Here is a 26,011-nt window from a genome sequence, read left to right as displayed (position 1 = left end):
CGCTACGTGACCAAGGACCAGATCTTCGAATTCTTCCGCCGGCTGGCGGAGGACAATCCCGCGCCCGAGACCGAGCTGGAATATGGCAACGCCTATCAGCTGGTGGTCGCGGTGGCGCTGTCGGCGCAGGCGACCGATGTCGGAGTGAACAAGGCGACGCGGGCGCTGTTCGCGCAGGTGGAAACGCCCGTGCAGATGCTGGCGCTGGGCGAGGAGGGGTTGAAGGAACACATCAAGACGATCGGCCTGTTCAACTCCAAGGCGAAGAACGTCATCGCATTGAGCCGGCTGCTGGTCGACGAATATGGCGGGGAGGTGCCCGACACGCGCGAGGACCTCGTCCGCCTGCCCGGCGTGGGGCGCAAGACCGCCAATGTCGTGCTCAATTGCTGGTTCGGGCAGGAAACCTTCGCGGTCGACACCCACATCCTGCGCGTCGGCAACCGCACCGGCCTCGCCAAGGGCAAGACGCCCGAGGCGGTCGAGGCGAAGCTGGAAAAGCGCGTCCCGGCCCCCTTCCGTCTCGGCGCACACCACTGGCTGATCCTGCATGGACGCTACGTGTGCAAGGCACGCACCCCCGAATGCTGGCGCTGCCCGGTCGTGGACCTGTGCAGCTATCGCAAGAAGGTGCTGAAGAAGCCGAAAGGGCGGTGAGCCCCGCACCTGCCTTCAGGTTCGCGCCTTGCGCTGACCGGGCCGGTTTCGGACCAACCGCCACCCATCGCGCATGTTCAGGCCCAGCAGCGCAATGTTCACGGCGCCCGCGGTGAGTTCGATCGTCTGGACGACATAGAAGGATCGATCGAACGCACCCTCACCCGCCTTCAGCGCGAGAAAGATCGCGGACGGCATAAGGATGAGGATACCGTTGCTGGCGATCGCGATCATGCGCCGACGCTTGGTGACGATTCGCGGGTTGCGAAATCCTGCGGCAAGGCGCTGACCCGAACCGCCTGCCGCCATCATGGCCGGAACGAGAACGAGGAAGAACCACGGTATCGCCATTTTGATGGACGCTATCTGGTCCAGCGTGCCGATCAGTTCGACCGTCACGGTGGAGAGCCAGAAACCCCCTATCAAAAACAGGGCGAGGGCCCCGGCGAGCGGATGGATTGCCTTTAGCATGGGTGAGCCTTTGATTCGCTTATAATATAGCCGGCTATATATATTTGCATAGCTAGCTATTCAAGGCCAATGTCTGGAGCGATGGAATTCGAGAAGAATCTTTCTGCCGGTTATCTGGTCAATCACCTCGCGCGCATGTTCGAAAGAGCCCTTGCCGAGCGAATCAGGCCGCTCGGCATCACCCCGGGTGTCTTCCCCGCGCTGCTCGAACTCTGGGCCGGCGACGGGCTGACCCAGAAGGACCTGGTGAACCGCCTCGACATCGAGCAGGCGACGATCGCCAATACGCTCGCCCGAATGGAGCGCGATGGATTGATCAGGCGGGAGCGGGATCAGGCCGATGGACGGGTGCAGCGCGTCTGGCTGACGGAGCGCGGAAGAAGCCTGCGAAATCCCGCGACGCAGGCAGCCGATGGCGTCAACCGGGATATGCTGGCGTCCTTTTCATGCGAGGAGCAGCAGCGTTTGATCGAATTGATGGGCCAACTTGTCGACACCGCACACAGGCAAAGAACGCCTGCCGGGAAGCCGGGACCAGTCTAGCGCTTCCCGACGGATCGCGGCCTGCCCCCGCGCATCTGTCCAAGCACGGCTGGAGCAGTTGCCGGACAGTCCTCTCGATAGGAAAGCGCGCCGATTACCGCCGGAATTGCAGTTACGAATCGGGCCGGCCGTCGAGGCAGATCGTGGTTCCTCCCTCGATCGTCACCTGCGGATTGAGACCCTCGAGATAAATCAGTGTTTCCGCCTCGCGCTGGGTCATGCCCATCGCAGTCGCATGGGCCATCAGTTGCGGCACGGTGGCGCCGCTGGATGGCACCTCGAACACCGGGCCATCGCAGTTCGCTTGCCCATCCCCGCCCTGCCCGCATCCTACGAGGGCGAGCGCCAGTGGGAGAAGCGCAACCCTAGACATCGTCCGCCGAGGTCAGTTCCGCGCGGTCGAGTTCGCCGGTCATGTTGGCCACCGTCACCGCCACCGCCGCGTCTCCGCTGACATTGGTGGTGGTGCGCATCATGTCCATGATCCGGTCCACGCCCGCGACGAAGGCGATCGTTTCCAGCGGTACGCCGACCGCGCCGAACACCAGCGCCATCATGATCAACCCCGCGCCCGGTATTCCCGCCGCGCCGACCGCGCCCAGCGTCGCGAGGATCGAGATCAGGAAATACTGCCCCCAGCTCAGATCCACCCCGAAGACCTGCGCGCCGAACAGCGTGGCGAGGCCCAGATACATCGCGGTGCCGTTCATGTTGATCGTCGCGCCCAGCGCGATCACGAAGCTGGCGACCGAGTTGGAGACGCCAAGGTTCCGCTCCGCGCAGCGCAGCGTGACGGGCAGCGTCGCGTTGGAGCTGGCGGTGGAATAGCTCACCGCCATCGCGTCCACGATGCCGCGGAAGAAATCTACGGGCGAGAGCTTCGCCATGAACTTGATCATCGCCGAATACATGAGGCCGATGATCAGCAGGCAGCCGAGATAATTGAGCCCGACCAGCTTGCCGAGCGCGATCAGCGCGTCGAAGCCCAGCGTGCCCGCGACCCATGCCATCAGCGCATAGACCCCGAACGGGGTCAGCTCCATCACCACCATGGTGACGTTCTGCATCACGACCGATCCCGAATCGAAGATCTTCTGGACCGGCGTGCCGTCCTTGTCCGCCATCAGGATACCGACGCCGATCAGCAGGCTAAACACGATCAGCGGCAGCACGTTGACGTCCGCCATCACCTGCACCGGGCTCTGCGGCACGATGCCCAGGATCATCTCGCGCCAGGTCGTTTCGTTCGGCGCGGGCGTCGGGCCGAGGTCGAGCCCGGCGGTGTCGACGCCGATTCCCGGCTGGATCACCGTGCCGAGGAACAGCCCCAGCCACACCGCGATCTGGCCCGTCACCACGAACAGCAGCAGGGCGCGCCCGCCGACCGCGCCCAGTTTCCTGAGGTCGCCGATCGCCGCCACGCCGGAGACGAGGCTGAAGAAGATCAGGGGCACGACCAGCATCTTGATGAAAGCGATGAACACGTCGCCCACGATCTTGATGCTTTCCGCCCCCGGGCCCCAGACGAGTCCGGTGATGGTGCCAAGCACCAGCGCGGCGATCACCCGCTGCCACAGCGGGATGGCGAACCATTTTGCGAGCAAAGCTATTCTCCCCTGTCCGCCAGGGCGGCGGTCGCCACGCGGGCGTAGATGCGGCTTAGCGTATCGAGATCGGCGATGGCCACTGCTTCGTCGCGCTTGTGCATGGTCGCGTTGACCAGGCCGAATTCGATCACCGGGCAGACGCTGCGCAGGAACCGCGCGTCCGAGGTGCCGCCGCTGGTCGAGGCCTCTGGCACCACGCCCGTCTCCGCCTCCACCGCGCGCGCAATCAGGTTCGAGAAATCACCCGGTGGGGTCAGGAACGGCTCGCCCGAGATGACCGGTCGCGCCCGTCCACCATGCCGCTCGGCGATTTCGGTCACGCGTGCGGCCAGCTGCGCGCCCGTATGCGTATCGTTGAACCGGATCGAGATGCGCGCCTTCGCCAGCGCGGGGATCACGTTGTGTGCCGGGTTGCCGACCTCCAGATCGGTGATTTCCAGATTGCTCGGCTGGAACCAGTCGGTCCCCTCGTCCAGCACCAGCGCGTCCAGTTCCGCCAGCATCGCGACCAGGCGCGGGATCGGGTTGTCGGCGAGGTGCGGGTAAGCGACGTGGCCTTGCGTCCCCTCCGCCTCCAGCCAGATATTGATCGAACCGCGCCGCCCGATCTTCATCATGTCGCCCAGCCGGTTCACCGACGTCGGCTCGCCGACGAGGCACAGGTCGGGCCGCTCGCCCGCCGCCTCCATCCAGTCGATCAGCGCGCGCGTGCCGTGCAAAGCCGGTCCTTCCTCGTCCCCGGTGACGATGAAGCTGATCGTCCCCGCATCGGCGGGTACGTTCGCCACCGCATCGACCATACAGGCGATCGCGCCTTTCATGTCGACCGCGCCGCGGCCGTAGAGCAATTCCCCGCGTATCTCCGGCGCGAACGCGCCGCTGGCCCAGCCCTTGCCCGGCGGGACCACGTCGAGATGCCCGGCGAAAGCGAAGTGGCGCGATCCCGCCGGCCCACGGCGCACCGCGAACAGGTTCTCGACCGGTGCCTCGTCGCTGCCGGGTGCGCCCTGCCCCCGCGTGAAGCGATGCACCGCGAAGCCGAGCGGTGCGAGCTCCGCCTCCAGCACATCGAACACCTCCCCCGTCGCCGGGGTGACGCTCTCCGCGGCGATCAGGTCTCGCGCGATTTCAATGGCTCTTCCCATGACGCCTGCGTTAGACCAGCGCTTGCCCGCTTGCCAGCCGCAGGAGTAGCCGCGTGCCCCGCATCGATCTCTCCGCCATCGCGCAGACCAACGCCACCGGCTATCCGCCGCCCTTCGACGAAGCGGTGCGCGGCCGGAACTATCGCCGCCTCGCGCCCGCCGTCGGCTTCACCCGCATGGGTGCAAGCCACGTCGTGCTCGAACCGGGCGCATGGTCGAGCCAGCGCCATTGGCATGCGGAGGAAGACGAACTGCTCATCATGCTCGAAGGCGAGGCGGTGCTGGTCGAGGACACGGGCGAGACCGTGATGCGCCCCGGCGACATCGCCGCCTGGCCCGCGGGGGTAGAGAATGGCCACCACCTCCAGAACCGCACCGGCGCGCCTTGCGTTTTCGTCGCGATCAGCGCGGGCGATCGCGTGGCCGACAGCGGAGAGTACCCCGACATCGACATGACGTTCTCGGGCGAGGGGTACTTCCACAAGGACGGTACGCCCTACCCGGCGAAGCGCGCGCGCTAACCGCCCAGCCTACCGCGCGCGCGGCTCTTCCTCGATTCGGCCCGGCGCGAAGGCGGCGTCGAGTTCGTCGGCGAGCCGTAGTCCCGCCTGCTCCACCCGGCGCTGCACCACGGGGATCGCGCGGATGATATCGTCCTGCGTCAGCTTGCCTTTCTCGGGCAGCTTGCCCTCGTCGCACGCATCCTGGTCGAACGCCTCGGGGTAGACCGTGTCGCGCGCGATCTGCCAGCTCTCGCGGCCCCAGTCGTCGGGCGTGCCGCCGGCGAGCCGGGCGCGCTCGGCGAGCGAGTAACGGCGCACCAGCGGGGGATGCGCGGAGCTGATCGCGCGCTCGGCCAGCGCGGTGTCCCAGATCGAATGCAGGTTCTTGCCCGGGATGATGCCGTAATCGACCTGCTTGTCGTTCCCGCCCCGGTCGTGATCGTCGGCGGAGTGCAACGGCTGATGGATATCGCCGGTAAAGTGCACGACGAAGGCAAGCGCCTGCAGCCGCACATTGTCGGGCAGCCGCTCGTCCGACAGAATGCGCAGGTTTCGCTCGATCTGCGCGTTCACGCAGTTGCCGCCGGGGCAGTCCGCGCGCGGATCGTATTGCTCGCAGATCGGCGCATCCTTGTAGTGCCAGGCACCGGTGTGGCCCCAGCGATCGCGGTCGCCCCGGATGCAGTCGGGCCAAGTGGCCGCGTCGTCCATGTTCGACAGCTTGCAGTCGGGGGTGCCGACCAGCCGCTCCGCCGCGAACAGCTTGCGGATTTTCGCCCGCGTCGCGGGCTTCACGTTCGCCATCGCGATCTCGGCGATGGTCTGGTGCCCGTACCAGCCCCACGCGCCCGCGGGCAGCGGCACGGCCAGCGCGAGCAGCGCCAGCGCGCCGCCGATCAGGCGGCGGGCACGCTTTCGTATTGTTCGAGCACCCATTCCTCGTCTTCCGAGGCGTTGATCCACTGCTGCAACCACTCGTGTTCCCAAACCGCCTGCATGTAGCTTTGCGCGAAGCCCGGTACGCCGAAACCGTAGGTAAGGAAACGGCTGACCACCGGCGCGTAGAAGATATCGGCCGCGCCGAACGTGCCGAACAGGAACGGGCCGCCCCGGCCGAAGCGCGCGCGCGCTTCCGCCCACAGGCCCAGAATGCGGACCACGTCCTGCCGCGCCGTTTCGCTGATCTTCGCGCCTTCGACCCGGCGGCGCACGTTCATCGGGCATTCGGAGCGCAGCGCGACGTAGGAGCTGTGCATTTCGGCGACCATCGCGCGGGCCATGCCGCGCGCCGCATCGTCTTTCGGCCAGAAGCGTTCGCGCCCGACTTTGTCGCCCAGATATTCGAGGATGGCGAGGCTGTCCCACACCACCGTTTCCCCGTCCCACAGGATCGGGACCTTGCCGCTCGACGGCTGGAACTCGCCGTCGTCCTTGCGCGACTCCCACTCCTCCCCGAACATCGGCACGATGATCTCCTCGAAGGCGAGGCCCGACTGCTTCGCCGCCAGCCAGCCGCGCAGGCTCCAGCTCGAGTAGTTCTTGTTACCGATGATCAGTTTCATGCCGGGTCCACCTTGCTCCGTTGCCCTGCGAGGTAAGCGTTCGACCGCACAGTGTCGAGCGATCAGGGTCAGCCGCGAACTTGCCGATTGCCATTGGACCAAGCGCGCGCGATGGCCGGCACGATGTCGATCGAGACCCTAATCGCCCGCTTCGGACTGCCCGCGATCTTCGTCGGGGCCGCGATCGAGGGGGAGACGGTGGTCGCGACCGGCGGGTTGATCGCGCATCGCGGGCTGCTGCCCGTCGCTGGCGTGATCGCTGCCGCCGCGGCGGGGTCGTTCCTGGCCGACCAGGCATTCTTCTGGCTCGGCCGTTCCGCCCGGCAGAGCCGGATCGTGGCGCGCATCCGCCGCCAGTCCGCCTACGCGCGGGCCCTGCGCCTGATAGAGCGCTACCCGACGGCTTTCATCTTCGCCTTCCGCTTCCTGTGGGGCCTGCGCACGGTCAGCCCGGTCGCGATCGGTACCTCGCAGATAGACTGGCGGCGCTTTGCCATCCTGAACGCGGTCGCCGCGCTGGTGTGGTCGAGCACCGTGACCGCGGTCGGCTACGCACTGGCCGGCACGCTCGCCGCGCTGGGGGCGCGACTGCGCACGGTCGAGCATTACGCGCTGGCGATCGTGCTGCTGGCGGCGCTGGCCGCCGGTTTCGGGTGGTGGCTTCGCCGCCGATTGCGTGGAGGTAAAGAGCCCGGCGCGCGCTAGGGCATGATTCCCGCATCATCCAGCACGGCGGCGCGCAATTCCGGAATGCCCATGTCCTTTTCCGCGCTGGTCAGGTGCAGCGCGGGGAAGGCGGCCGGGCGCTTGCGCACTTCCTCGGTCACCCGGTCCGCCACCGCCTGCAGCTCGCTCGCCTTGATCTTGTCCGCCTTGGTCAGCACCACGCGGTAACCGACGGCGGTCTCGTCGAGCATGGTCATCATCTCGCGGTCGACGTCCTTCAGCCCGTGGCGGCTGTCGACCAGCACCAGGGTGCGGTGGAGCACCTGCCGCCCGCGCAGGAAGGTGCGCACCAGCTGACGCCATTTCTCCACCACCGCGACCGGTGCCTTGGCAAAGCCGTAGCCGGGCATATCCACGAGGCGGAACTTCGTCGGATCGCCGACCTCGAAGAAATTGAGCTCCTGCGTGCGGCCCGGCGTGACCGAGGTGCGCGCGATCGCCCGCCTGCCGGTCAGCGCGTTGAGCAGGGAGCTCTTGCCCACATTGGACCGCCCGCAGAACGCGATCTCCGGCACGGTCGGCTCGGGCAGGAATTTCAGCTGCGGGGCGGACAGGAGGAACTCCACCCGGCCAGAGAACAGCCGCTGCGCCTCGCGCTCCAGCGCGCGCAGGCGGGCGGCGCCCTCCTCGTCCCGCTCATCCGGACCCGGCATGGTCACGCCTTTGCCTTACCCTTGTCCGCTTCCTTGGCCTTGCGCTCCTCGTCCGCCTGCGCGCGCAATTGCGGGTGCTTGGAATAGAGGTAGCGCTGCTGGAGCAGGGTCAGCAGATTGGAGGTGTTCCAGTACAGCAGCAGGCCGGCCGCGAAGGGGGCCATTACGAACATCATGATCCACGGCATGATGTTGAAGATCTGCCGCTGGGTCGGGTCCATCGCCGCCGGATTGAGCTTGAACGTCGCCCACATGGTGAAGCCGAGCAGCAGCGCAAGCGGCCCGATCGCCAGGAAGCCCGGCGGGCTGAAATCGAGCAGGCCGAACAAGTTCAGCACATGCGCCGGGTCGGGCGCGGACAGGTCGTGGATCCACAGCACGAAGGGCTGGTGGCGCATCTCGATCGCCAGGATCAGCACCTTGTAGAGCGCGAAGAACACCGGAACCTGCAGCAGCATCGGCAGGCAGCCCGCCAGCGGATTGACGCCTTCGGACTTGAACAGCTTCTGGATTTCCTCCTGCTGCTTCATCTTGTCGTCTTTGTAGCGTTCCTGCAGCGCCTTCATCTTCGGCTGGATCGCCTTCATGCTCGCCATGCTGGCGAAGCCCTTCTGCGCGACCGGGAACATGATCCCGCGCACGATGACCGTCAGCAGGATGATCGCGACGCCGAAATTGCCGACGATGGAGAACAGCTGGCGCAGCAGCCACAGCATCGGCTTCTCGAACCAGCGGAACCAGCCCCAGTCGACCGCCAGGCCGAACTGCGGGATCCCTGCATCCTGGTACGCATCGAGAATGGTCGAATCCTTCGCCCCTGCGAACAGCCGGGTGGTGCGGGTCAGCGCCTGACCCGGCGCAATGGAGGCAGGGCGGTAGATCAGGTCGGCGCGGAACAGGTCGTTGCCCAGCGAGCGGAACCCCGCCTCGGGTGCGGCGCCCGTCTGCGGCACGAGCGCGCCCAGCCAGTAGATGTCGGTAAAGCCGATCCAGCCGACCTTGCCGGTGGGCGTGAACGGCCCGTCATCCACCAGGTCGCCGTAATTGGGATCGTATTCGACCGAATCCGCGAAGGTACCGATCGGCCCGGAATGGGAGATCCAGGTGTCCTTGCTCGCGGTCTTGGAGGTGCGGGTGATGGTGGCGAAGGGGCGCGCGACGATCGGCCCGCCGCCGCTGTTGCCCACGGTCTGCTCCGCCGTGATCATGTAGTTGTCGTCGATCGAGAAACGGATGCGGAAGGTCTGCCCTTCGCCGTTGTTCCAGCTCAGCGTGACCGGCTTCGCCTGGGTCAGCAGATCGCCATCGGCCTGCCAGCGGGTCTGCGCGTCGGGCAGCTTCGCCCCGCTGCCGACCCAGCCGAACTGGGCGTATTCCTGCGTCGCGGTGCCTTCGGGCGCGAACAGCTGCACCGGGCCGCTGTCCTTCTCCACCGTCTCGCGGTGATCCTTCAGCTCGACATCGTCGATCCGCGCGCCGACCAGGTTGATGGAACCCGCCACGCGCGGCGCATCGATCCGCACGCGCTGCGCGCTGGACAGCGCGGTGGCGAGATCGACCTGCTTGACCGCCCCCTGGGCGCCGGGCAAGCCGGGGGCGACCGGCGCATCGCCGGTTTCCTGCTCCAACCGCTCTGCGGGCGTATCGGCCCGGTTGGTCTCGCCCTTGTCGGGTTGCGGATAGTAATAGTTCATCGCCGCGTCCCATCCGAAGATGATCAGCGCGCACGCCAGCACGGCGAAGATGATATTGCGTGAGTTTTCCAAAACGTCGATCCCGTCCGATCGGTAGTGTCAGCCCTTGTCGGAGCGTTCGGGCACCGGATCGTAGCCGTGCCCGCCCCATGGATGGCAGCGCAGTATACGCTTCGTCGCCAGCCATCCACCCCTGATTGCCCCGTGCTTCTCCAGCGCCTCAATCGCGTAATGCGAGCAGCTGGGCGAATAGCGGCAGGTCGGCGGGATCAGGAGCGACGGCCCCAGTTGCCAGCCGCGCGCGATCCAGATCAGCACGCGCTTCATGGCTGGCGGCCTCGCCCGTGCACCTTTTGCGGCTTGCGCCCGGACCGGCGGCGCCGCGGCGGATCGCCCTTCCCCGCGGCGGCGCGGGCGAGCGCGGCGGACAGCTCCGCGCGCAGCTCGGCGAAGTCGCGCTCCACCCCGCCCTCGCGCCCGATCAGCACGTGGTCGTGGTCGGCCAGCCCCTCGGCCGGCAGCGCCGCGCGCAGCAATTCGCGAAAGCGCCGCTTCATCCGGTTGCGGACCACGGCATTGCCGATCTTCTTGGTCACGGTGATGCCGAACCGCTTGCCCGCCCCGTCGTTCGCCCGCGCCAGCAGCACGAAGCCGGGCCGCGCGACTCGCAGCCCGCGATTCGCGGCGAGGAAATCGGCGCGCTTGCGGAGGGTGGAGATGGAGTCGGTCATTTCGCGGATATTAGCGATGACATGGTTGCTGACCGAGTCTTTCGTTTAGCGCCCTCAAACGCCGGGCGGCGGGCATCCGCCCGCCTTGGCTTCGCGGCATAAGCCGCGACGCGCAGTCGCGCTTGCGAGGCCCACGGGCCTCGAACCGTTCGCAGCCGTGATTGCAGGAACGACAACGGGCTCCCTACTGGGAGCCCGCAAGGCCGACCGGCCGCCCGCAGCGACGCAACCGTAAGGTCGCACGAGCGAGGATATCGCAGGCCCGGATGGGCCTGCACCAGAAATTAGGCAGAAAGCTTCTTGCGGCCGCGCGCGCGGCGGGCGCGCAGGATTTTGCGGCCGCCGACGGTCGCCTTGCGTGCGAAGAACCCGTGGCGACGGGCGCGTACGAGATTGCTGGGCTGGAATGTCCGCTTCATCGGATCGTCCTCGTTCGATAGAATGGGCGACGCATCAGCGCCGGTAAAACAAAAAGGGCCGCCCGCGAAGGCGACCGCCATACAGCGCGCGCACTTAAAGGGAGCAGCGATCCAAGTCAAGATAGGCGATGCATGGTACGGCAGGCCGGCCGGCCATCGCGACATCGACCGTGGCCGCGCCGCGCGCCAGCCCTTATCATCGGTTCAAGCGGCAGGCTTAGCGGCGGTTCAACCGGAATGGTTGCTTTCGCGCTAGCCGACGCGCGGCGGGGCTCGACTTGCCGCGCGCGCTGCGCCATCGTGGCCGCCAACAGGGGGAATTTCGGCTTGGTCGCACTGGTTCGCACGGTCGCCTATCTTGGGCTGGAAGCGCGCGCGGTGGAGGTGCAGTGCCAGGTCGCGCCCGGCGTGCCGCGCTTCGCCGTGGTCGGCCTGCCGGACAAGGCGGTGGGCGAGAGCCGCGAGCGGGTGCAGGCCGCGCTCTCCGCCATGGGCCTGGCGCTGCCGCCCAAGCGGATCACGATCAACCTATCCCCCGCCGACCTGCCCAAGGAAGGGTCGCATTACGACCTGCCGATCGCGCTGGCATTGCTCGCCGCGATGGGGGTCACCGATGCCGAACAGCTCGCCGATTTCGTCGCAGTGGGAGAACTCGCGCTGGATGGCCGCGTGGTGCCGAGCCCCGGCGTGCTGCTCGCCGCGCTGCATGCGAGCGAGGCGGAATGCGGGCTGATCTGTCCCGCCGCGCAAGGGGCGGAGGCCCGCTGGGCGAGCGGAGTGCCGGTGGTCGCCGCGCCCGATCTCATCGGCCTGCTCAATCACCTGAAGGGGACCGCGCGCCTGCCCGATCCCGAACCGGGCAGCGTCGCCGAGACCGAGCCGGGGCCGGACCTGAAACGGGTGAAGGGGCAGGAAACCGCCAAACGCGCGCTGGAGATCGCCGCCGCGGGTGGACACAATTTATTCAGATAAGATATCCCTACACCTTGATCGATAATATCGATAAACAGGGGTAACGATGGACTGCGTAATCTACATCCGCTGGTCGAGCTCCGAACAGGGCAAAGGATCGAGTCTCGAGCGCCAACAGGACATCTGTCGCCGTCATGCGGCCGAGAACCAATGGACTGTCGTCGACGAGCTGGTGGACGATGGCATCAGCGCTTTCAAGGGGGAGCACGCGTCCTCCGGTTCGCTGGGCCGCTTCGTGAAGGATGTCGAGGAAGGTCTATACCCTGATGGCGTGATCCTGCTCTGCGAGCAGCTCGATCGCCTGTCGCGTCAGGAGCCGGGTCGCGTCTTCATGTGGATGATGAACCTGACGGACGCGGGCGTCGTCGTCGCGACCGTCGACGGTGCCCGGCGCTACAGCAAGGGCAACTTCGACATGGCCTCGATCCTCGAGGTCGTGGTCAAGGCCCAGCTGAGCCACGAGGAGAGCGAGAAGAAGAGTCAGCGCCTCGGTGCGGCCTGGGCTGCGAAGCGACGGCGCCTCAACGCGGGCGAGAAGTTCGTGATAACCCGTCGCGCTCCTGCGTGGCTCGAGGTGATCGGTTCGCCGCCTGTCTTCATTCCGATCCCGGAACGCGCGGCGATCGTTCGCCGAATCTTCGAGGAGACGGTCGCAGGGTTCGGGAAGAACCACATCGTGAAGAACCTCAATCTTGAGGGCGTCCCGCCCTTCGGGAGGGCCGATGCCTGGCACGCAAGCTACGTCCAGAAGATCCTGCACAATCCGGCGGTCGTCGGAGAGCTGCACCTGGCGCGCAAGGCTCGTGGGTCGAAGCGGCAGGTCACGGGCGAGATCATACTCGACTACTATCCGAGCGTCGTCGATGCAGACCTTCACCGACGCGCCATCGCGGCGATGGCCGAACGCTCACGGAAATTCACGGGCCGCGGACGAAAGTTGGTGAACCTGTTCTCTGGCCTCGCCCAGTGCGGAACCTGCGGGTCGAAGATGACATTTCGCGGAAAAGGACGGAAGCAGCGGGCCGATGGCACCTGGGTGAACGAGGATTACCTCGTTTGCGATGGATACCAGCGGGGGAAAGGGTGCTCGAACGGCGTCCACTACAACTACGCGATATGGGAAGAAGGAATACTCGATCCCATCATCCTCGAAGCCCTGCACGAGGACCGGTCCGCAACGCAGGCCGAGGTACGCGAGTTGGAGATCGAGGTCGCACGGCTCGAACGGACATGGGAGATCGCCCAGGCGAAGTCGGATTCCGCCTTGCGGATCGCAGTCGAGACGGGACGTAACGAGGCGCAGACTCTATGGACTGAACTGGCGGCGGCATCAGACGCCGCCGGCGATCAACTCGACGACGCACGCGCGCGCCTCGTCAGTCTGGTCCATGCTCCGAGCGTCGAGGAGCAACAGAAGCGCGTCGGGGCCCTGCGTTCATCGCTTCAGGATGAGGACGAGACGACCCGTTTCGAGGCCAGGTCCAAGGTGATGGCCGCCGTCCATGCGCTGGTGGATCGCCTGACTTTCTTCGGTCCGTATCCGCTGGGTGTTGAAATGGAAGTGGCAGGTGAGCGCTTGATATCCATCCACTATGACGAGCTGATCCAAGCTGGCTGACCTCTGGAATGGTTGCCTTCGCCCGATCGGACAGGATGTGCATCGAGGAACTGCTCGGAATGGGCAGCGGATACGTCATGGACCTTTCGAACCGCGAATTCTCCGAAGTCCTCCGGGCCGAGGCTGGCATCGACATCGACGACCCGACCTATGCCGACAGGGGCGGGTCGAAGGCCAATCGGTTGCGGTCTTTCTTCGACAAGTCGGATGCGGGGGCGGTGGCCGAAGTCCTTCGCGCCTTGTGGGAACATCGTGAGCTACGCAGCTGGACCCCGGGCGACATCGTCGAACCGCGGCCCGCAGAAGTGCGCGAGCGTTTCATGGCCGTGGTCGCTCGCCTCGAGCGTCAGGCCGGCCGGTCCGATACCGAGGCGCTCGGCTCGTTCGTGGAAGGCGCGACGCTGGAACAGCTCGTCGAGGCGATAAACCGGGACGTCGCGGCCGGTCGCCACGCCGCCTCGCTCGACCGGCTTCACACCTACTGCATGAAGCGCTTCATGCACCTGCTCGACGAGGTGGGAGTGCCCTGCACGCGCGAGGAGCCGCTGCAGAGCAGGGTCGGGAAGTACGTGAGGTGGCTACGCGAAGAGACTGGGCCGAGCGCTATGACGCTCCAGATCCTGAAGAACGCGATGGGCATCCTGCAGCAGTTCAACGACATACGGAACAACCGCTCCTTCGCTCACGACAACGAGGTGGTCGACGCAGACGAGGCGCGCCTGATATTCGAGACGGTGGTCGCGATCCTCAGGTTCGTCGAGAGCAGGTCTCCTCAATCGTCGACCACCGGCTGAGGTCACCCGCCGAGTCCGGAGCGGGGGTCATGATGGCAGAGCTGTTGCGCTCGGCGGAATTCACCCTGGTCACGACCTCCAGCAGGCACCCCAGATCCGCCGTCTCGGGGTGTTCGTCGGTCCCGAAGGCCGGTTCTCCTCGGTCGGCCAGTGCGATGCGCAGCTGCTCCAGCAGATCGGCCATGGGTGCCGTCTGCGCTTCGACTGTCTCGGCGAGAACGGCGATGCGCTGCCGGTCGGGGCTGCGCGAGGCGATCATACGGGGCTCCGAGCCCATGCCGCGCAGCGATCGCATCCAATCTACGATCGCTGCGAGCGGAGCAGACGAACTGCGCTCGCCTCTCCAATGGTCGTGGAAGGCGGCCCTGCCGAGCTCCTCTCCCTCCTCGATCCTTCTGCGCGCCGCTTGGCCCGTCGCCAATGCATCGAGCAGAGCGAGGGTTTCGCCCAGCGACTGGTCGGGTCTGGCGAGGAACGATCGCACCAGCCTGTTGGCGCGGCGCCACTCCCCGCTGAGATATCGCAGGATGCCTTCGCCGTGGCTGGCGAGGACGGCCCGCTCGGAGGACAGATCGACATCCCACGCACTGTCCAGTAGTCCGTCCTTCGTATCGGCACGGGCGGTCTCGAACGTTGCGATGTTCTCCACCAAGTCTCCGGCTCGCTCCACTCCGCTATCCCAGAGTGACGCCGCGAAGACCTGCGCGTCCGCGTCGGGAGCGTTGGCAACGCGCTCGGCTATCCTCGCGAGTTCCCAGGTGCGTCGCAGTTCGTCGAGCACCGCGCGCTTGTTCGCCTTGTTGCTGTGGAGTTCCAGGCATGCATCGCCCACGCCCGTAGTGTCGAACGACGGCGGTAGACTTCGACGAAGGTGCGCAACTGCAGGAGGGACATTCCGGTTCCATAACCTGATTTATGGCCGTCCGCCATTCCCGCTGGATTTCATGATGCCGTTCCCTGCCTATCTAGGCCGCCGAAAGGAACGAGCGAATGCAAAATCGCCGCCAACTGCTGAAAGCTCTCACCGCTGTCTTTGCGGGTGCGGCTGCGCCGGGTGCGTTTGCTCATGTCTCCGACATCAACGGAAAAGGACAATTGACGATGACCCGCATTCTCATGGTAGCCACCTCCGCCGACCGCATGACACCCGGCACCGAACCGACGGGAGTCTGGCTCGAGGAACTTACCGCCCCGTATTATGCCTTCTGCGATGCGGGCGCCGAGGTGACGCTGGCCTCGATCAAGGGCGGCGCCATCCCCGTCGACCAGCGCAGCGTCAACGCCGACGGCGAGAACGACGCTTCGGTCGAGCGCTATCTGAAGGACGACGCCCTGAAGGCCGAGGTTGCCAGCACCCCGGTGTTCACCAGTATCGATCCCGCCGGCTACGACGCGCTGTTCCTGCCGGGCGGCCACGGCACCATGTTCGATTACCCCGGCAGCGACGAACTGGCCCGCCTGGTCGAACGCTTCGACCGCGAAGGCAAGATCGTCGCCGCCGTCTGCCATGGACCGGCAGGGCTGGTCTCGGCGAAGAAGGCCGATGGCACGCCCCTCGTGGCTGGCCGCCGTGTCGCGGGCTTCACCGACAGCGAGGAACGCGCGGTCGGCCTCGATCAGGCGGTGCCGTTCCTGCTCGAAACGCGCCTCAAGGAACTCGGCGGCAAGCACGAGAGCGGCCCCGATTTTGCCCCCTTCGCCCTGCGCGACGACAATCTGGTGACCGGCCAGAACCCCGCCAGCGCTACCCGCACCGCGGAGCTCGTGATGGAAGCCCTCCAGGACAAGGTCGCCTGATCATGCGCTATCTCCACACCATGGTGCGCGTCGCCGATCCCGAGGCGGCGATCCGTTTCTTCACGCTGCTGGGTCTCAAGGAAACCCGGCGCATGGAGAACCAGGCCGGGCGTTACACGCTGATCTACCTTGCCGCCGACGAGGATTTCCGCGGCGGTGGCGAGCAGGGCGATGCCGAGGTCGAGCTGACGTACAACTGGCCGCCGGAGGACGGCAGCCCTGCCGAGACTTATACCGGGGGCCGCAACTTCGGCCATCTCGCCTACGGGGTCGACGACATCTACGAAACGTGCGCGCTGCTGCAGGCGGGCGGCGTGACGATCAATCGCCCCCCGCGTGACGGATACATGGCGTTCGTCCGCTCGCCGGACGGGATCTCGATCGAACTGCTGCAGAAGGGCGAACCCAAGGCTCCGGCCGAACCCTGGGCCTCCATGCCCAACACGGGCGAATGGTGATGGCGAAATTGTTCGATCCGATTGAGGTTGGCGGGCTGCGGCTCGCCAACCGCATCGTCATCGCGCCGATGTGCCAGTATTCGGCAGTCGACGGCGCGATGACCGACTGGCACCGGATGCATCTCGGCCAGTTGGCGCTCTCGGGCGGGGGCGCGCTGACGATAGAGGCGACGGCGGTCAGCCCGGAAGGGCGCATCACCTACGGTGACGTCGGCCTGTACGATGACCGTACCGAAGCGGCGATGCGAAGCGTGCTCGAAAGTGTGCGCCGTTGGTCGGACATGCCGCTAATCATCCAGCTGGCCCATGCCGGGCGCAAGGCGAGCTGCGCCAAGCCGTGGCACGGCGGAACGCAGATCGCTTCCGATTCGGAGAATGGCTGGCAGACCGTGGCACCCAGCGCCATTCCCTTCGCTCCGGACGACCATCCCCCTGTCGAACTGGACAAGTCAGGGCTTGCCCGCATCCGGGAGGCGTTCGCGGATGCCGCGCGGCGCGCCGGCAGGCTCGGCATCGAAGCCATCCAGATCCACGCCGCGCATGGCTATCTGCTCCACGAGTTTCTTTCGCCGATCTCCAACCGGCGCGGCGACGACTACGGCGGCAGCTTCGACAACCGGATGCGGTTCCCGCTCGAAGTGTTCGATGCCGTGCGCGAAGTGTTTCCGGCCGACCGCCCGGTGACCGTCCGCGTTTCCGGGACCGACTGGGTTGAAGGCGGCTGGACAGCGGAGGAAACCGCATTGTTTGCACAGGAGCTGGAGCGGCGCGGTTGTTCGGCAATCCACGTCTCTGGCGGCGGCCTCGACCCACGCCAGCAAATCCCTGTCGGTCCCGGCTATCAGGTGCCGCTGGCGCGGACGGTCAAGGACGCGGTCGCCATGCCTGTCGTGGCGGTCGGAATGATCACCGATCCGCACCAGGCGGAGCGCATCCTCGAAGACGGGCAGGCCGACGCCATAGCGATAGCCCGCGCTGCGCTGTGGGATCCGCGCTGGCCCTGGCACGCCGCTGCGGCGCTTGGCGCATCGGTAAAGGCGCCCCCGCAATATCTCCGGTCCGAGCCCCACGAAGCGGGCCGCATCCTCAAGGAAATGATCCCATGAAAATCTCCGTCAAACTGCTTCTGGCCGCTGGCGCTGCCCTCTCGCTTGCCGCCTGCTCGACGACCCGCGAGGGTGCATCCGCGCCCCAGATCGAACAGGTCGCGACCTTCGATGGCGCGATGCCGACTGGCGTGACCGTCGCCCCCAACGGGCGCATCTTCGTCAACTTCCCGCAATGGGGCGACAACGCGCCGTTCACGGTTGCCGAGCTGGTCGACGGCAAGGCGGTGCCTTATCCCGACGCCGCGACCAACCAGCCCGATCCGGCCGACCCGGCTGGGCATTTCATCTCGGTGCAGAGCGTGGTGGCCGACGGCACCAATCGCCTCTGGGTGCTCGACACGGCTGCGCCCAATTTCTCTCAGCCGCAGGCCGGCGGTGCAAAGCTGGTGGCAATTGACCTCGCGACCGACCGGGTGGTGAAGACGATCGTCCTGCCGCCCAGCGTGGTGCTGCCCACGACCTACCTCAACGACGTGCGCTTTGATCTGCGTCAGGGCGCCGAGGGCGTCGCCTACATCACCGACAGCAGCAACGCGGGGATCGGCGGCATCATCGTCGTCGATATCGCCAGTGGGCGTGCGATCCGGCGCCTGTCGAACCATGTGACGACCAACCCGGAGCCCGGCTTCACCCCGGTTGTCGACGGTGCGGTGCTGATGAACCGTCCCGCTGGTGGACCCGTGACGCCGCTAGCAATCGCGAGCGACGCAATCGGGCTTAGCGCCGACGGCAGCTTGCTCTACTACGGGCCACTATCGGGTCGCACGCTGCACGCGGTCCCCACGGCCATGCTGCGCGATCCTGCGGTGACCGAGGAGGAACTGGCCCGCGCGGTCCGCAGCCTGGGGCGCAAAGGCGCTTCGGACGGGATTGCGGAAGACGACCGGGGCCGCGTGTTCGCCGGCGATTACGAGAACAACGCGATACGCTTGCTCGACCAGGGCCGCTGGACGACGGTGGTCAGCGACCCCCGCATTAGCTGGCCCGACACGCTGTCGATCGGCACCGACGGCTATCTCTACTTCACTGCCAACCAGCTCCACCGCCAACCCGGCTTCCACGGCGGGCGGGATTTGCGCCGCAAGCCTTACGAGCTGCTCCGCATCCGGGTGGGCGCCGGGCCCGTCCTCTTGCGCTCACAGTGATCCCATCAGGCCGGGCAGGCTCGCGCGGGCCGAGATCCGGCAAAAAATCAACAACTGACTTGAAGGAATACAGACATGACAAAGGGTTTCGAAGGCAAGGTCGTTCTCATTACCGGCGGCAGCAGCGGCATCGGCGCGGAAACAGCGCGTCTTCTCGCGGAACGCGGCGCGAAGGTGGCCATCGCCGCGCGGCGCAAGGACAGGCTCGACGAGGTCGTCGCGGACATCGCCGCAAACGGCGGCACGGCACGTAGCTACGCGCTGGACGTGACCGACAAATCGGCGGTCCAGTCCGTCGTCGCCGCAATCATTGCCGACTTCGGCCGCCTCGACGTGCTGATCAACAATGCTGGGCTGATGCCGATCCGTCCGATGGCCGAGGTCAACACCGACGAGTGGGACCAGATGATCGACGTCAATCTGAAGGGTACGCTCTACGGCATCGCGGCGGCCCTTCCCGGTTTTCTCGAGCAGGGCAGCGGTCACATCATCAACCTGAGCTCGGTTGCGGGTATCAAGGTCTTCGCACCGGGCGGCACGGTCTACTCCGGCACCAAGTTTGCCGTCAGCGCGATCAGCGAAGGCTTGCGCCACGAGGTGGGGAAAAAGGTCCGGGTCACGTCAATCGAGCCTGGAGCTGTCGAAAGCGATTTGAAGTTCACGACATCAGGCACGGCTGCCGAAACGGTGCTCGACTTCTACAAGCAGGCCATCCCGACGGCATCGGTGGCGCGTGCTATCGCGTTCGCTGTCGAACAACCTGATGACGTCGACATCAACGCGATCGTCATCCGGCCGACCGCACAGGAGTTCTGATTTCGACGAGGAGGCGGGGCCGGGTGTGCTCCGCCTCTTAGGGAACGTGCCGGCTCGCTCGTCCGTTAGTTTGCCGAACAATATCTGTCCGTTTCACTTGTGGAGTCACTTATGCCCAAACTTGCCCTGTATGTACCGCTGAAGGCCAAGCCCGGAAAAGAGCGCGATGTCGCCGATTTCCTGGCCTCGGCATTGCCGCTCGTTCAAGCTGAGCCGGGCACTCAGACCTGGTACGCGATCGAGGAAGGTCCCGGTGCGTACGCGATCTTCGATACGTTCGAGACAGAGGAGGATCGGCAGGCCCATCTTGACGGCAAGGTTGCCGCCGCACTGATGGACAAGGCAGACGAACTGTTTTCCGAACCGCCGCAGATTCACAAGTTCACCCTGCTGGCCGCGAAATAGCGGAGCGGTCGGCACCCTAGCACGTCGCTCTCGCCCGGGGGGGGGACCCGCGCGCGGCGGCGTGCACTGAACAGCTTTCCCCGAACCGGCCACGGAGATACTCCATGCGCACTACCCAGACGCTCGACCTGAACGACGCGCGAACAATTGTCGATGCGGGGATCGCGGAGGCCGAGCGGATCGGCAACCCGATGAACATCGCGGTGGTGGAAGCAGGCGGCTGCCTGCTAGCGTTCGCGCGAATGGACGATGCGTGGCGCGGCAGCGTCGACATCGCGATCGACAAGGCGTGGACGGCGCGCGCGTTCGACGTCGAGACCAAGGCGCTGGCGAAGCTCGCCCAGCCGGGCGCCGACTTCTACGGCATCCATGCCTCCAACGATGGCAAGGTGATGATCTTCGCCGGGGGCGTGCCCATCAAGGGTGGCGAGATGGTGATCGGCGCGGTGGGCGTGTCGGGCGGCAACGACAAGCAAGGTCAGTGCGTGGCCGAGGCGGCGACGCAGGCGTTCGCGCGCGGCTGAGCCTTGGTTCATCACAGTCGGGTAACAGATGAATGCTTTTCCGACTCAATACATCCAAGGGTCAGGCTGGCCCGATATTCGGCACCTTTGAGATATTTTTCCAGCATTGGACAACGGTTACGACAAAACCATTTTCCCGTTGGGTCGCGCGACGAGGCAGCACACACTCCGCTGGTGAACGCTTGGGCTAGGCGGCCTTGGTTCGTGCCGCTATCGGCATGTAACGACCGCACTTCGGCGCTTGTTACCGTATCGCGACGCGTTGCCCATTTGCCAGAGCGCGCGTCATCATGGCCGGGGGTCGGGCCATGATGACGGCCGAGTTGTCGATCCGAGCGCTTCGCACCGCTTCGGATCGATGGGTCAGTAGTGAATGACCGAGCGGATCGACTTGCCTTCGTGCATCAGTTCGAAGGCCTCGTTGATCTCCTCCAAACCCATCGTGTGGGTTACGAACGGGGCCAGATCGATATCGCCTTTCATCGCGTCCTCGACCATGCCGGGGAGCTCTGTCCGTCCCTTGACTCCACCGAAAGCGGACCCCTTCCATACACGGCCCGTGACGAGCTGGAATGGGCGGGTCGAGATTTCCTCGCCCGCGCCGGCAACGCCAATTACAATCGACTGACCCCAGCCACGGTGCGCTGATTCAAGCGCGGCGCGCATGACGTGGACGTTTCCGATGCATTCGAAGGTATGATCGATGCCCCAGCCCGTCATCTCGATCAGCACTTGCTGGATGGGCTTGTCATGGTCATTGGGGTTGATGCACTCGGTCGCACCGAACTGGCGTGCCAGCTCGAACTTGGACGGATTGGTGTCAATGGCAATGATGCGACCGGCCTTCGCCTGGCGCGCACCCTGAATCGCCGCGAGGCCGATGCCGCCGAGGCCGAACACGGCGACCGAGTCTCCGGGCTGGACCTTGGCGGTATTGTGGACTGCGCCGATGCCGGTCGTGACGCCGCAGCCGAGCAGGCAGACATGTTCGGGGTTTGCCTCGGGATTGATCTTGGCGAGCGAGACTTCGGCGACGACAGTATATTCACTGAAGGTCGAACAGCCCATGTAATGATGGAGGGGCTGACCGTTGTACGAAAAGCGGGTGGTCCCATCGGGCATCAAGCCATTGCCCTGCGTTTCGCGGACAGCGACGCACAGGTTGGTCTTGCCCGACAGGCAGAACTCGCACTTGCCGCACTCGGCGGTGTAGAGCGGAATCACGTGATCGCCCGGCACGACGCTGGTGACGCCTTCACCGACCTCAACAACGATGCCCGCGCCCTCGTGGCCCAGAACCACCGGGAAAACACCCTCCGGATCACTCCCCTCCAGCGTGTACGCGTCGGTGTGGCACACACCGGTGTGCGTCACTCGTATCAGCACTTCGCCTTTACGGGGTGGGGCGACATCGATTTCGACGATTTCGAGTGGCTTGCCCGCCTCGAAGGCTACAGCGGCGCGAGATTTCATGTTGGGATACCCTCGTTGAGTTAAACTGGTTGCTGGTGCGAGGCCGTTACGTCAGCGCAAATTCGTCGACATTCGCATACTGGTATGGACGCCGATCGTCCGATCCTCTGTCGGGGAAGGGGGAGCGATCGCTCACTCCCCCCGGTATGCCGGTCAGACCGTAACGACGACCTTGCCGATTTGTTCGTTCGATTCGAGGAAGCGGTGAGCTTCCTGAATGGCGTCGAGCGGGAAAGTGCGCGCGATCTGCGGCTTGAGCGCGCCCGATTCCAGACCCGCAACGATGAACGCCTTGGCGCGATCGAGGGCGGCATCGTCCGAGACGATCTCGCTGTAGAGATACCCTTTGAGCGTGAGGCTCTTGCCCAGCACGGAGAACAACGGGAACGGCGTCGGTTCGCCACTGAGCGCGCCATATTGAAGCAGGATGCCGCCGCGTGCCATGCTCTCGGTCAGCGGCTCGAACGACGGGCCTCCGACCGGATCGAGCACCACGCGCGCACCTGCGCCGTCGGTTATCTCCATCACCCTCGCTACCAGATCCTCTTCCCCGGTCGCGCGGACATGATGTGCACCGGCATCGATCAGAGCCTGGCGCTTGGCGCCGGTACGCGTCGTCGCGATTACCGTCGCGCCGACCATCCGCGCAATCTGGAAGGCAGCAAGGCCGACGCTGCTGGAGGCAGCAGTGACGATGACGAAATCGCCCTTGCCGAGTTTCGCCTGCTCCACCAGCGCACCCCAGGCGGTGACATACTGCATCCACACGGCCGCCGCTTCCTCGAACGACAGCGCCGCCGGATGCTTGACGACGAGGCGGGCGGGAACGTTGGCGACCTCGCCATAAGTGCCCCAGCGCGCGATATCGAGCGGAGGGATGACGCTGACGGCGTCGCCTTCCGCAAACCCGGTCACGTCCGCGCCGACCGCAGCGACAGTGCCGGCAGCTTCGTAGCCGAGGCGGCTCGGGAACTCGGCTTCCTGAAGGTAGGCATGGTTGCGGAACATCACCTCGGCGCGGTTTATGCCTATCGCCTTCACCGCGATCTGCACTTCGTCGGCCGCCGGCGCGGGGACTTCCACATCTTCAATCCTGAGGACGCTGGCGTCGCCATATTCGTGAATACGGACAATGCGGCTCATGGGATGCTCCTTGATTATTGAATGATCGTTCTGTAAGGGTGCAAACCACCAGTTTCAAGATATTATTTATCGATCGTTCCATATGGTGCGCCAGAAATGACAGAGACGAAAGCCCGTCGCCGCGCAGGTCGCCCTCGTGTGTTCGACACTGACGCTGCGCTCGACAGGGCGGTTCGTCTGTTCTGGCAGCGCGGCTACGAGGCGACATCGATGGCCGATCTGGTGGCGGAGACTGGCGTCGCCGCAGCCAGCCTTTATGCAGCGTTTGGCAACAAGGCGGGGCTGTTTGCGGCGGTGATCGAGCGCTACGCCGCGACGTTCAGCGTCCACCTCTATGCACCCATCAACGATCCGGCGTTGTCCACCTACGAGGCCGTCAAAGGCCTGCTGGAACGAGCAGCGTCATCATTCTCGGAACCTGGAACGCCGGCCGGCTGCTTCATGTATTCGGCAGCGGCAGCGGTTTCGCCAGCGTCCGCCACCATCGAATGCCTGCTGCGCGACAAGCGTATCGCGGCGGAGGCCCTCCTGATCGAGCGTCTGCAACGCGGCGTCGAGCAGGGCGAGCTTGCGGCCAACACCGATCCGGCCGTGCTAGGCAAATTCATCAATACGGTCATGGAAGGCATGTCCGTTCAGGCGCGCGACGGCGCTACGCTCAACGAACTGCTCTCCATCGCCAAAATGGCGCTCGATCGATGGCCGGCCGCGATATGATCGTTACTTGGTGGTCATCTGCCAATCCGCCTCCCGCGACCGAACAGTCGAACTCATCTCATAGGACGAAAGCACATGAAACACGTGACATTGCCCGGCGGGGAAGTGGTTCCTTCACTGGGTCAAGGCACCTGGAAGATGGGCGAACGTGCCGAGCGCCGATCCGATGAGATCGCCACGCTACGCGCCGGTGTCGAACTGGGCATGACGCTCATCGATACGGCCGAAATGTACGGCGATGGTGCGGCGGAAACGCTGATATCCGAGGCGCTGGGCAGCGTTCGTGACCAGTTGTTCCTCGTCAGCAAGGCATATCCGCAGAACGCATCGCGCTCCCGCCTTGCCGGTGCGTGCGAGGCGAGCCTGAAGCGGCTCGGCACCGACCGGCTGGACCTCTACCTGCTCCATTGGAGGGGATCGGTGCCGCTCGCTGAGACTGCGGAGGCATTGGAGGCGCTCAAATCGGCAGGAAAGATCCGGCACTGGGGTGTCAGCAATCTCGATACCGATGATATGGAAGAGCTCGTCGCTGCGGGCGGGGATGACTGCGTGACCGACCAGATCCTCTACAATCTGGTCCGGCGAGGTCCCGAATTGGACCTGCTGCCGTGGCTCGCCGAGCATAACATACCGGTTATGGCGTATAGTCCAGTCGAGCAGGGACGACTTTCTACCCACCCCGCTCTCAACAAAATTGCAGCCGAGGTTGGCGCGACCCCTGTGCAGGTCTCACTTTCGTGGACGTTGCGGCAAGATGGTCTCATCGCCATCCCGAAAGCGAGTTCAGTCGCACATGTGCGGGAGAACCGCGCGGCCGCCGATATCGTTCTTTCCAACGCTCAGCTTGCGACACTCGACGCGGCATTTCCCAGGCCACGCGACCGCCGTCCACTCGAGATGCTTTAGCATCAGATGACGATATTATCGCTCGAAGGAACAGAGCGTAAGCCGGATCAGCGGTAGAAGCGGAATTTAAACTTGTTGAGCCTGCCACTGGAGCGTGAACTATCACTTCGCAAGCCTTCGCGCAGCAAGGTGAACCACTAGGAGTCTTCTTATGGATCGGATGCCCGCACTCTTTATCGGCCACGGAAGCCCGATGAATACGCTCGAGAGCAATGGCTACACCTCGGCCTGGCGGGCATTCGGGCGTGAGTTGCCCCGCCCCAAGGCGATCCTCGTGGTTTCTGCACATTGGTATTTCGGTGCCACGGCGGTCACGGCCATGGCGCGCCCTCGCACAATCCACGATTTCTACGGTTTCCCACAGGAGCTGTTCGACTTTGAATATCCGGCCAAGGGCGATCCGGACCTCGCGAAAGAGATCGTTGAGCTGGTGAAGCCCGAGTGGGTGGGTCTCGACCAGGATCAGTGGGGTCTCGATCACGGAACGTGGTCGGTGCTCGCGCACCTCTACCCTGAGGCGGACATCCCGGTGGTGCAGCTCTCGATCAACGCGCTCAAGCCGCTGAGCTATCATCTTGACCTTGGCGCAAGACTGGCAGCCTTGCAGGACCGCGGCGTCCTGGTGGTCGCTAGCGGAAATGTCGTTCACAACCTCCGAGCCGTGCGCTGGAACCAGCCCGATTTTGCGTTCGACTGGGCAGAGCGTTTCGACGAAGCAGCGGTTCGCCAACTGGCAGAAAACCCGGGCGATCTGCTGCGCCTTGTGGAGCATCCCGATTATGCCGCGGCGGTTCCCACGCCCGACCATTTCGTTCCGCTGCTTTATCTTGCCGGAATGGCGGCTGCCCGCAACGAAACCCTTGATCCGCTGGTGCGCGGCTATTCGATGGGTTCAGTGTCCATGACGTGTTACGGTCTTGGCACTGAAGGTGTGGCATGCACCGAAAAAACGGGCGCGGCCAACTTGCCGAGTGATGTGCCGGCCGACCAGACGAATACATGATCCCTCGGCACACGGCGGACAGGCATGATGAAGTCAGGACGGAAGATGCAAAACGTCGGAGTTCGTCTTGATTCTTGAACTCGGGAACATGTCGGAATCCTGGCTCTGCCCTCTCGGCTCGCGAAGTCGCGCCTAATGATCTTGCCTTCCTAAAGGACGTGTTCGACCGAACTGACGAGGATCATGAACGGCCACGTTGGGTCGTTTGCGGAACGTCGGCTTTCGTTATCGCTTCACCCGCAAGCGGCCAGTCCGCTTCCGGCCCTTTCCGGCCATTCCGGCACCTTTCCACAGCTCATAACGCGCCGAGTGTAGGCATATCCAACCTGCTCTTGATCGCGTCGCCGTTGATTGCGCTGCGCGCAACGGCAGCTTCGCGCCCTAATTTCGGACGCTCGAGCTCACTCAGAGAATCCCTAA

At 65.0% G+C, this 26,011-nt stretch carries 30 protein-coding genes and 1 pseudogene; 17 read left to right on the top strand and 14 right to left on the bottom strand.

The features are described from left to right. The first annotated feature begins 6 nt into the window (after positions 1-6). Positions 7-657 (top strand): endonuclease III, encoded by a 651-nt coding sequence (gene nth, locus MKP08_RS05330; RefSeq protein WP_241555209.1) that lies wholly within the window; start codon positions 7-9, stop codon positions 655-657. 15 nt (positions 658-672) lie between these two features. Here the strand turns inward: nth and MKP08_RS05325 are convergent, their stop codons facing one another. Continuing rightward, positions 673-1,128, bottom strand: a complete 456-nt coding sequence (locus MKP08_RS05325; protein WP_241555208.1) for a hypothetical protein — start codon at positions 1,126-1,128, stop codon at positions 673-675. Between the two features lie 81 nt (positions 1,129-1,209). On the opposite strand from MKP08_RS05325, the gene MKP08_RS05320 reads away from it, so the two are divergent. Beyond that, positions 1,210-1,671, top strand: coding sequence for a MarR family winged helix-turn-helix transcriptional regulator (locus MKP08_RS05320; protein WP_241555207.1), 462 nt, complete (start codon positions 1,210-1,212; stop codon positions 1,669-1,671). Between the two features lie 112 nt (positions 1,672-1,783). Here MKP08_RS05320 and MKP08_RS05315 read toward each other — a convergent pair whose 3' ends face one another. The 3 genes from MKP08_RS05315 to dapE form a co-directional block, all read right to left on the bottom strand. Further along, on the bottom strand, positions 1,784-1,957 hold the full coding sequence (locus tag MKP08_RS05315) for a hypothetical protein (RefSeq protein WP_241555206.1): 174 nt from the start codon (positions 1,955-1,957) through the stop codon (positions 1,784-1,786). Positions 1,958-2,036: 79 nt separating this feature from the next. Next, positions 2,037-3,275 carry a dicarboxylate/amino acid:cation symporter gene (locus tag MKP08_RS05310; RefSeq protein WP_241555205.1) on the bottom strand — a complete coding sequence of 413 codons (1,239 nt, stop codon included), beginning with the start codon at positions 3,273-3,275 and terminating at the stop codon, positions 2,037-2,039. Positions 3,276-3,277: 2 nt separating this feature from the next. After that, positions 3,278-4,423 carry a succinyl-diaminopimelate desuccinylase gene (gene dapE, locus MKP08_RS05305; protein WP_241555204.1) on the bottom strand — a complete coding sequence of 382 codons (1,146 nt, stop codon included), beginning with the start codon at positions 4,421-4,423 and terminating at the stop codon, positions 3,278-3,280. A gap of 53 nt (positions 4,424-4,476) precedes the next feature. Here dapE and MKP08_RS05300 point away from each other — a divergent pair, with 53 nt between their 5' ends. Further along, positions 4,477-4,944 (top strand): cupin domain-containing protein, encoded by a 468-nt coding sequence (locus MKP08_RS05300; RefSeq protein WP_241555203.1) that lies wholly within the window; start codon positions 4,477-4,479, stop codon positions 4,942-4,944. A 9-nt stretch (positions 4,945-4,953) separates the two neighbouring features. Here MKP08_RS05300 and MKP08_RS05295 read toward each other — a convergent pair whose 3' ends face one another. Both MKP08_RS05295 and MKP08_RS05290 read right to left on the bottom strand, forming a co-directional pair. Then, positions 4,954-5,862, bottom strand: a complete 909-nt coding sequence (locus tag MKP08_RS05295; RefSeq protein WP_241555202.1) for a S1/P1 nuclease — start codon at positions 5,860-5,862, stop codon at positions 4,954-4,956. Then, positions 5,823-6,488, bottom strand: coding sequence for a glutathione S-transferase family protein (locus MKP08_RS05290; protein WP_215229142.1), 666 nt, complete (start codon positions 6,486-6,488; stop codon positions 5,823-5,825). Before MKP08_RS05290 ends, MKP08_RS05295 begins: the two co-directional genes overlap by 40 nt. Positions 6,489-6,599: 111 nt before the next feature. Between MKP08_RS05290 and MKP08_RS05285 the strand changes: the two genes are divergently transcribed. Further along, positions 6,600-7,193, top strand: coding sequence for a DedA family protein (locus tag MKP08_RS05285; protein WP_241555201.1), 594 nt, complete (start codon positions 6,600-6,602; stop codon positions 7,191-7,193). Here MKP08_RS05285 and yihA read toward each other — a convergent pair. The 5 genes from yihA to rpmH all read right to left on the bottom strand — a co-directional run bounded on the left by yihA (position 7,190) and on the right by rpmH (position 10,711). After that, positions 7,190-7,867, bottom strand: coding sequence for a ribosome biogenesis GTP-binding protein YihA/YsxC (yihA, locus tag MKP08_RS05280; RefSeq protein ID WP_241555200.1), 678 nt, complete (start codon positions 7,865-7,867; stop codon positions 7,190-7,192). The genes MKP08_RS05285 and yihA overlap by 4 nt on opposite strands. Positions 7,868-7,869: 2 nt before the next feature. Next, positions 7,870-9,633, bottom strand: a complete 1,764-nt coding sequence (gene yidC, locus MKP08_RS05275) for a membrane protein insertase YidC (protein ID WP_215229144.1) — start codon at positions 9,631-9,633, stop codon at positions 7,870-7,872. A 27-nt stretch (positions 9,634-9,660) separates the two neighbouring features. Further along, positions 9,661-9,888, bottom strand: a complete 228-nt coding sequence (gene yidD / locus MKP08_RS05270; protein ID WP_215229145.1) for a membrane protein insertion efficiency factor YidD — start codon at positions 9,886-9,888, stop codon at positions 9,661-9,663. Next, the gene (rnpA, locus tag MKP08_RS05265; RefSeq protein ID WP_241555199.1) at positions 9,885-10,292 is read right to left on the bottom strand and encodes a ribonuclease P protein component; all 408 of its coding nucleotides are present in this window, start codon (positions 10,290-10,292) and stop codon (positions 9,885-9,887) included. The genes yidD and rnpA overlap by 4 nt, the downstream gene beginning before the upstream one ends. A 284-nt stretch (positions 10,293-10,576) precedes the next feature. Further along, positions 10,577-10,711, bottom strand: a complete 135-nt coding sequence (gene rpmH / locus MKP08_RS05260; protein WP_160597292.1) for a 50S ribosomal protein L34 — start codon at positions 10,709-10,711, stop codon at positions 10,577-10,579. A gap of 327 nt (positions 10,712-11,038) precedes the next feature. Here rpmH and MKP08_RS05255 point away from each other — a divergent pair. The 3 genes and pseudogenes from MKP08_RS05255 to MKP08_RS05245 all read left to right on the top strand — a co-directional run. Then, positions 11,039-11,674, top strand: a pseudogene (locus tag MKP08_RS05255) (magnesium chelatase domain-containing protein); the annotation flags it as partial. A gap of 55 nt (positions 11,675-11,729) precedes the next feature. After that, positions 11,730-13,301 carry a recombinase family protein gene (locus MKP08_RS05250; protein WP_241555198.1) on the top strand — a complete coding sequence of 524 codons (1,572 nt, stop codon included), beginning with the start codon at positions 11,730-11,732 and terminating at the stop codon, positions 13,299-13,301. An 8-nt stretch (positions 13,302-13,309) separates the two neighbouring features. After that, positions 13,310-14,095, top strand: coding sequence for an abortive infection family protein (locus tag MKP08_RS05245; protein WP_221543360.1), 786 nt, complete (start codon positions 13,310-13,312; stop codon positions 14,093-14,095). On the opposite strand, the gene MKP08_RS05240 is transcribed toward MKP08_RS05245, so the two are convergent. Beyond that, positions 14,049-14,927 (bottom strand): hypothetical protein, encoded by an 879-nt coding sequence (locus MKP08_RS05240; protein WP_241555197.1) that lies wholly within the window; start codon positions 14,925-14,927, stop codon positions 14,049-14,051. The genes MKP08_RS05245 and MKP08_RS05240 overlap by 47 nt on opposite strands. A gap of 269 nt (positions 14,928-15,196) precedes the next feature. On the opposite strand from MKP08_RS05240, the gene MKP08_RS05235 reads away from it, so the two are divergent. From MKP08_RS05235 to MKP08_RS05205, 7 genes are all read left to right on the top strand, one after another. Further along, positions 15,197-15,892: a type 1 glutamine amidotransferase domain-containing protein gene (locus tag MKP08_RS05235; protein ID WP_241555196.1), complete on the top strand. Its 696-nt coding sequence runs from the start codon at positions 15,197-15,199 to the stop codon at positions 15,890-15,892. Between the two features lie 2 nt (positions 15,893-15,894). Beyond that, positions 15,895-16,350 carry a VOC family protein gene (locus MKP08_RS05230; protein ID WP_241555195.1) on the top strand — a complete coding sequence of 152 codons (456 nt, stop codon included), beginning with the start codon at positions 15,895-15,897 and terminating at the stop codon, positions 16,348-16,350. Beyond that, positions 16,350-17,456: an NADH:flavin oxidoreductase/NADH oxidase gene (locus tag MKP08_RS05225; RefSeq protein ID WP_373418068.1), complete on the top strand. Its 1,107-nt coding sequence runs from the start codon at positions 16,350-16,352 to the stop codon at positions 17,454-17,456. Before MKP08_RS05230 ends, MKP08_RS05225 begins: the two co-directional genes overlap by 1 nt. Beyond that, positions 17,453-18,604, top strand: coding sequence for a major royal jelly family protein (locus tag MKP08_RS05220; protein ID WP_241555193.1), 1,152 nt, complete (start codon positions 17,453-17,455; stop codon positions 18,602-18,604). Before MKP08_RS05225 ends, MKP08_RS05220 begins: the two co-directional genes overlap by 4 nt. Positions 18,605-18,679: 75 nt before the next feature. Then, positions 18,680-19,420: an SDR family oxidoreductase gene (locus MKP08_RS05215; protein ID WP_241555192.1), complete on the top strand. Its 741-nt coding sequence runs from the start codon at positions 18,680-18,682 to the stop codon at positions 19,418-19,420. Between the two features lie 111 nt (positions 19,421-19,531). Beyond that, positions 19,532-19,825 carry a putative quinol monooxygenase gene (locus tag MKP08_RS05210; protein ID WP_241555191.1) on the top strand — a complete coding sequence of 98 codons (294 nt, stop codon included), beginning with the start codon at positions 19,532-19,534 and terminating at the stop codon, positions 19,823-19,825. Positions 19,826-19,929: 104 nt separating this feature from the next. Continuing rightward, complete coding sequence (locus MKP08_RS05205; protein ID WP_241555190.1) at positions 19,930-20,349, top strand: heme-binding protein; 420 nt, start codon at positions 19,930-19,932, stop codon at positions 20,347-20,349. 363 nt (positions 20,350-20,712) lie between these two features. Here the strand turns inward: MKP08_RS05205 and MKP08_RS05200 are convergent, their stop codons facing one another. Both MKP08_RS05200 and MKP08_RS05195 read right to left on the bottom strand, forming a co-directional pair. Beyond that, positions 20,713-21,822: an S-(hydroxymethyl)glutathione dehydrogenase/class III alcohol dehydrogenase gene (locus MKP08_RS05200; RefSeq protein ID WP_241555189.1), complete on the bottom strand. Its 1,110-nt coding sequence runs from the start codon at positions 21,820-21,822 to the stop codon at positions 20,713-20,715. 153 nt (positions 21,823-21,975) lie between these two features. Continuing rightward, entirely contained in the window at positions 21,976-22,965 is a 990-nt protein-coding gene (locus tag MKP08_RS05195) for a zinc-dependent alcohol dehydrogenase family protein (RefSeq protein ID WP_241555188.1), read from the bottom strand. Between the two features lie 96 nt (positions 22,966-23,061). Here MKP08_RS05195 and MKP08_RS05190 point away from each other — a divergent pair, with 96 nt between their 5' ends. From MKP08_RS05190 to ygiD, 3 genes are all read left to right on the top strand, one after another. Then, complete coding sequence (locus MKP08_RS05190) at positions 23,062-23,682, top strand: TetR/AcrR family transcriptional regulator (protein WP_256970011.1); 621 nt, start codon at positions 23,062-23,064, stop codon at positions 23,680-23,682. 75 nt (positions 23,683-23,757) lie between these two features. Beyond that, positions 23,758-24,588, top strand: a complete 831-nt coding sequence (locus MKP08_RS05185; RefSeq protein WP_241555186.1) for an aldo/keto reductase — start codon at positions 23,758-23,760, stop codon at positions 24,586-24,588. A gap of 151 nt (positions 24,589-24,739) precedes the next feature. Next, positions 24,740-25,591 (top strand): 4,5-DOPA dioxygenase extradiol, encoded by an 852-nt coding sequence (ygiD, locus tag MKP08_RS05180; RefSeq protein WP_241555185.1) that lies wholly within the window; start codon positions 24,740-24,742, stop codon positions 25,589-25,591. Positions 25,592-26,011: the final 420 nt, after the last annotated feature.

It is taken from the genome of Erythrobacter sp. LQ02-29, from assembly GCF_022576075.2.
GTDB lineage: Bacteria > Pseudomonadota > Alphaproteobacteria > Sphingomonadales > Sphingomonadaceae > Alteriqipengyuania.
This window is presented reverse-complemented; position numbering and strand designations above follow the sequence as displayed.

Coding starts and splice junctions, on each gene's coding strand:
- MKP08_RS05220 (WP_241555193.1), top strand. CDS start 17,453: ATGAAAATCTCCGTCAAACTGCTTCTGGCCGCTGGCGCTGCCCTCTCG.
- MKP08_RS05235 (WP_241555196.1), top strand. CDS start 15,197: ATGACCCGCATTCTCATGGTAGCCACCTCCGCCGACCGCATGACACCC.
- MKP08_RS05215 (WP_241555192.1), top strand. CDS start 18,680: ATGACAAAGGGTTTCGAAGGCAAGGTCGTTCTCATTACCGGCGGCAGC.
- MKP08_RS05320 (WP_241555207.1), top strand. CDS start 1,210: ATGGAATTCGAGAAGAATCTTTCTGCCGGTTATCTGGTCAATCACCTC.
- dapE (WP_241555204.1), bottom strand. CDS start 4,423: ATGGGAAGAGCCATTGAAATCGCGCGAGACCTGATCGCCGCGGAGAGC.
- MKP08_RS05290 (WP_215229142.1), bottom strand. CDS start 6,488: ATGAAACTGATCATCGGTAACAAGAACTACTCGAGCTGGAGCCTGCGC.
- MKP08_RS05250 (WP_241555198.1), top strand. CDS start 11,730: ATGGACTGCGTAATCTACATCCGCTGGTCGAGCTCCGAACAGGGCAAA.
- MKP08_RS05230 (WP_241555195.1), top strand. CDS start 15,895: ATGCGCTATCTCCACACCATGGTGCGCGTCGCCGATCCCGAGGCGGCG.
- MKP08_RS05200 (WP_241555189.1), bottom strand. CDS start 21,822: ATGAAATCTCGCGCCGCTGTAGCCTTCGAGGCGGGCAAGCCACTCGAA.
- rpmH (WP_160597292.1), bottom strand. CDS start 10,711: ATGAAGCGGACATTCCAGCCCAGCAATCTCGTACGCGCCCGTCGCCAC.
- MKP08_RS05205 (WP_241555190.1), top strand. CDS start 19,930: ATGCGCACTACCCAGACGCTCGACCTGAACGACGCGCGAACAATTGTC.
- MKP08_RS05245 (WP_221543360.1), top strand. CDS start 13,310: ATGGTTGCCTTCGCCCGATCGGACAGGATGTGCATCGAGGAACTGCTC.
- rnpA (WP_241555199.1), bottom strand. CDS start 10,292: ATGACCGACTCCATCTCCACCCTCCGCAAGCGCGCCGATTTCCTCGCC.
- MKP08_RS05325 (WP_241555208.1), bottom strand. CDS start 1,128: ATGCTAAAGGCAATCCATCCGCTCGCCGGGGCCCTCGCCCTGTTTTTG.
- ygiD (WP_241555185.1), top strand. CDS start 24,740: ATGGATCGGATGCCCGCACTCTTTATCGGCCACGGAAGCCCGATGAAT.
- MKP08_RS05210 (WP_241555191.1), top strand. CDS start 19,532: ATGCCCAAACTTGCCCTGTATGTACCGCTGAAGGCCAAGCCCGGAAAA.
- MKP08_RS05190 (WP_256970011.1), top strand. CDS start 23,062: ATGACAGAGACGAAAGCCCGTCGCCGCGCAGGTCGCCCTCGTGTGTTC.
- yidD (WP_215229145.1), bottom strand. CDS start 9,888: ATGAAGCGCGTGCTGATCTGGATCGCGCGCGGCTGGCAACTGGGGCCG.
- MKP08_RS05185 (WP_241555186.1), top strand. CDS start 23,758: ATGAAACACGTGACATTGCCCGGCGGGGAAGTGGTTCCTTCACTGGGT.
- MKP08_RS05225 (WP_373418068.1), top strand. CDS start 16,350: ATGGCGAAATTGTTCGATCCGATTGAGGTTGGCGGGCTGCGGCTCGCC.
- MKP08_RS05195 (WP_241555188.1), bottom strand. CDS start 22,965: ATGAGCCGCATTGTCCGTATTCACGAATATGGCGACGCCAGCGTCCTC.
- yihA (WP_241555200.1), bottom strand. CDS start 7,867: ATGCCGGGTCCGGATGAGCGGGACGAGGAGGGCGCCGCCCGCCTGCGC.
- MKP08_RS05285 (WP_241555201.1), top strand. CDS start 6,600: ATGGCCGGCACGATGTCGATCGAGACCCTAATCGCCCGCTTCGGACTG.
- MKP08_RS05295 (WP_241555202.1), bottom strand. CDS start 5,862: ATGGGTGCTCGAACAATACGAAAGCGTGCCCGCCGCCTGATCGGCGGC.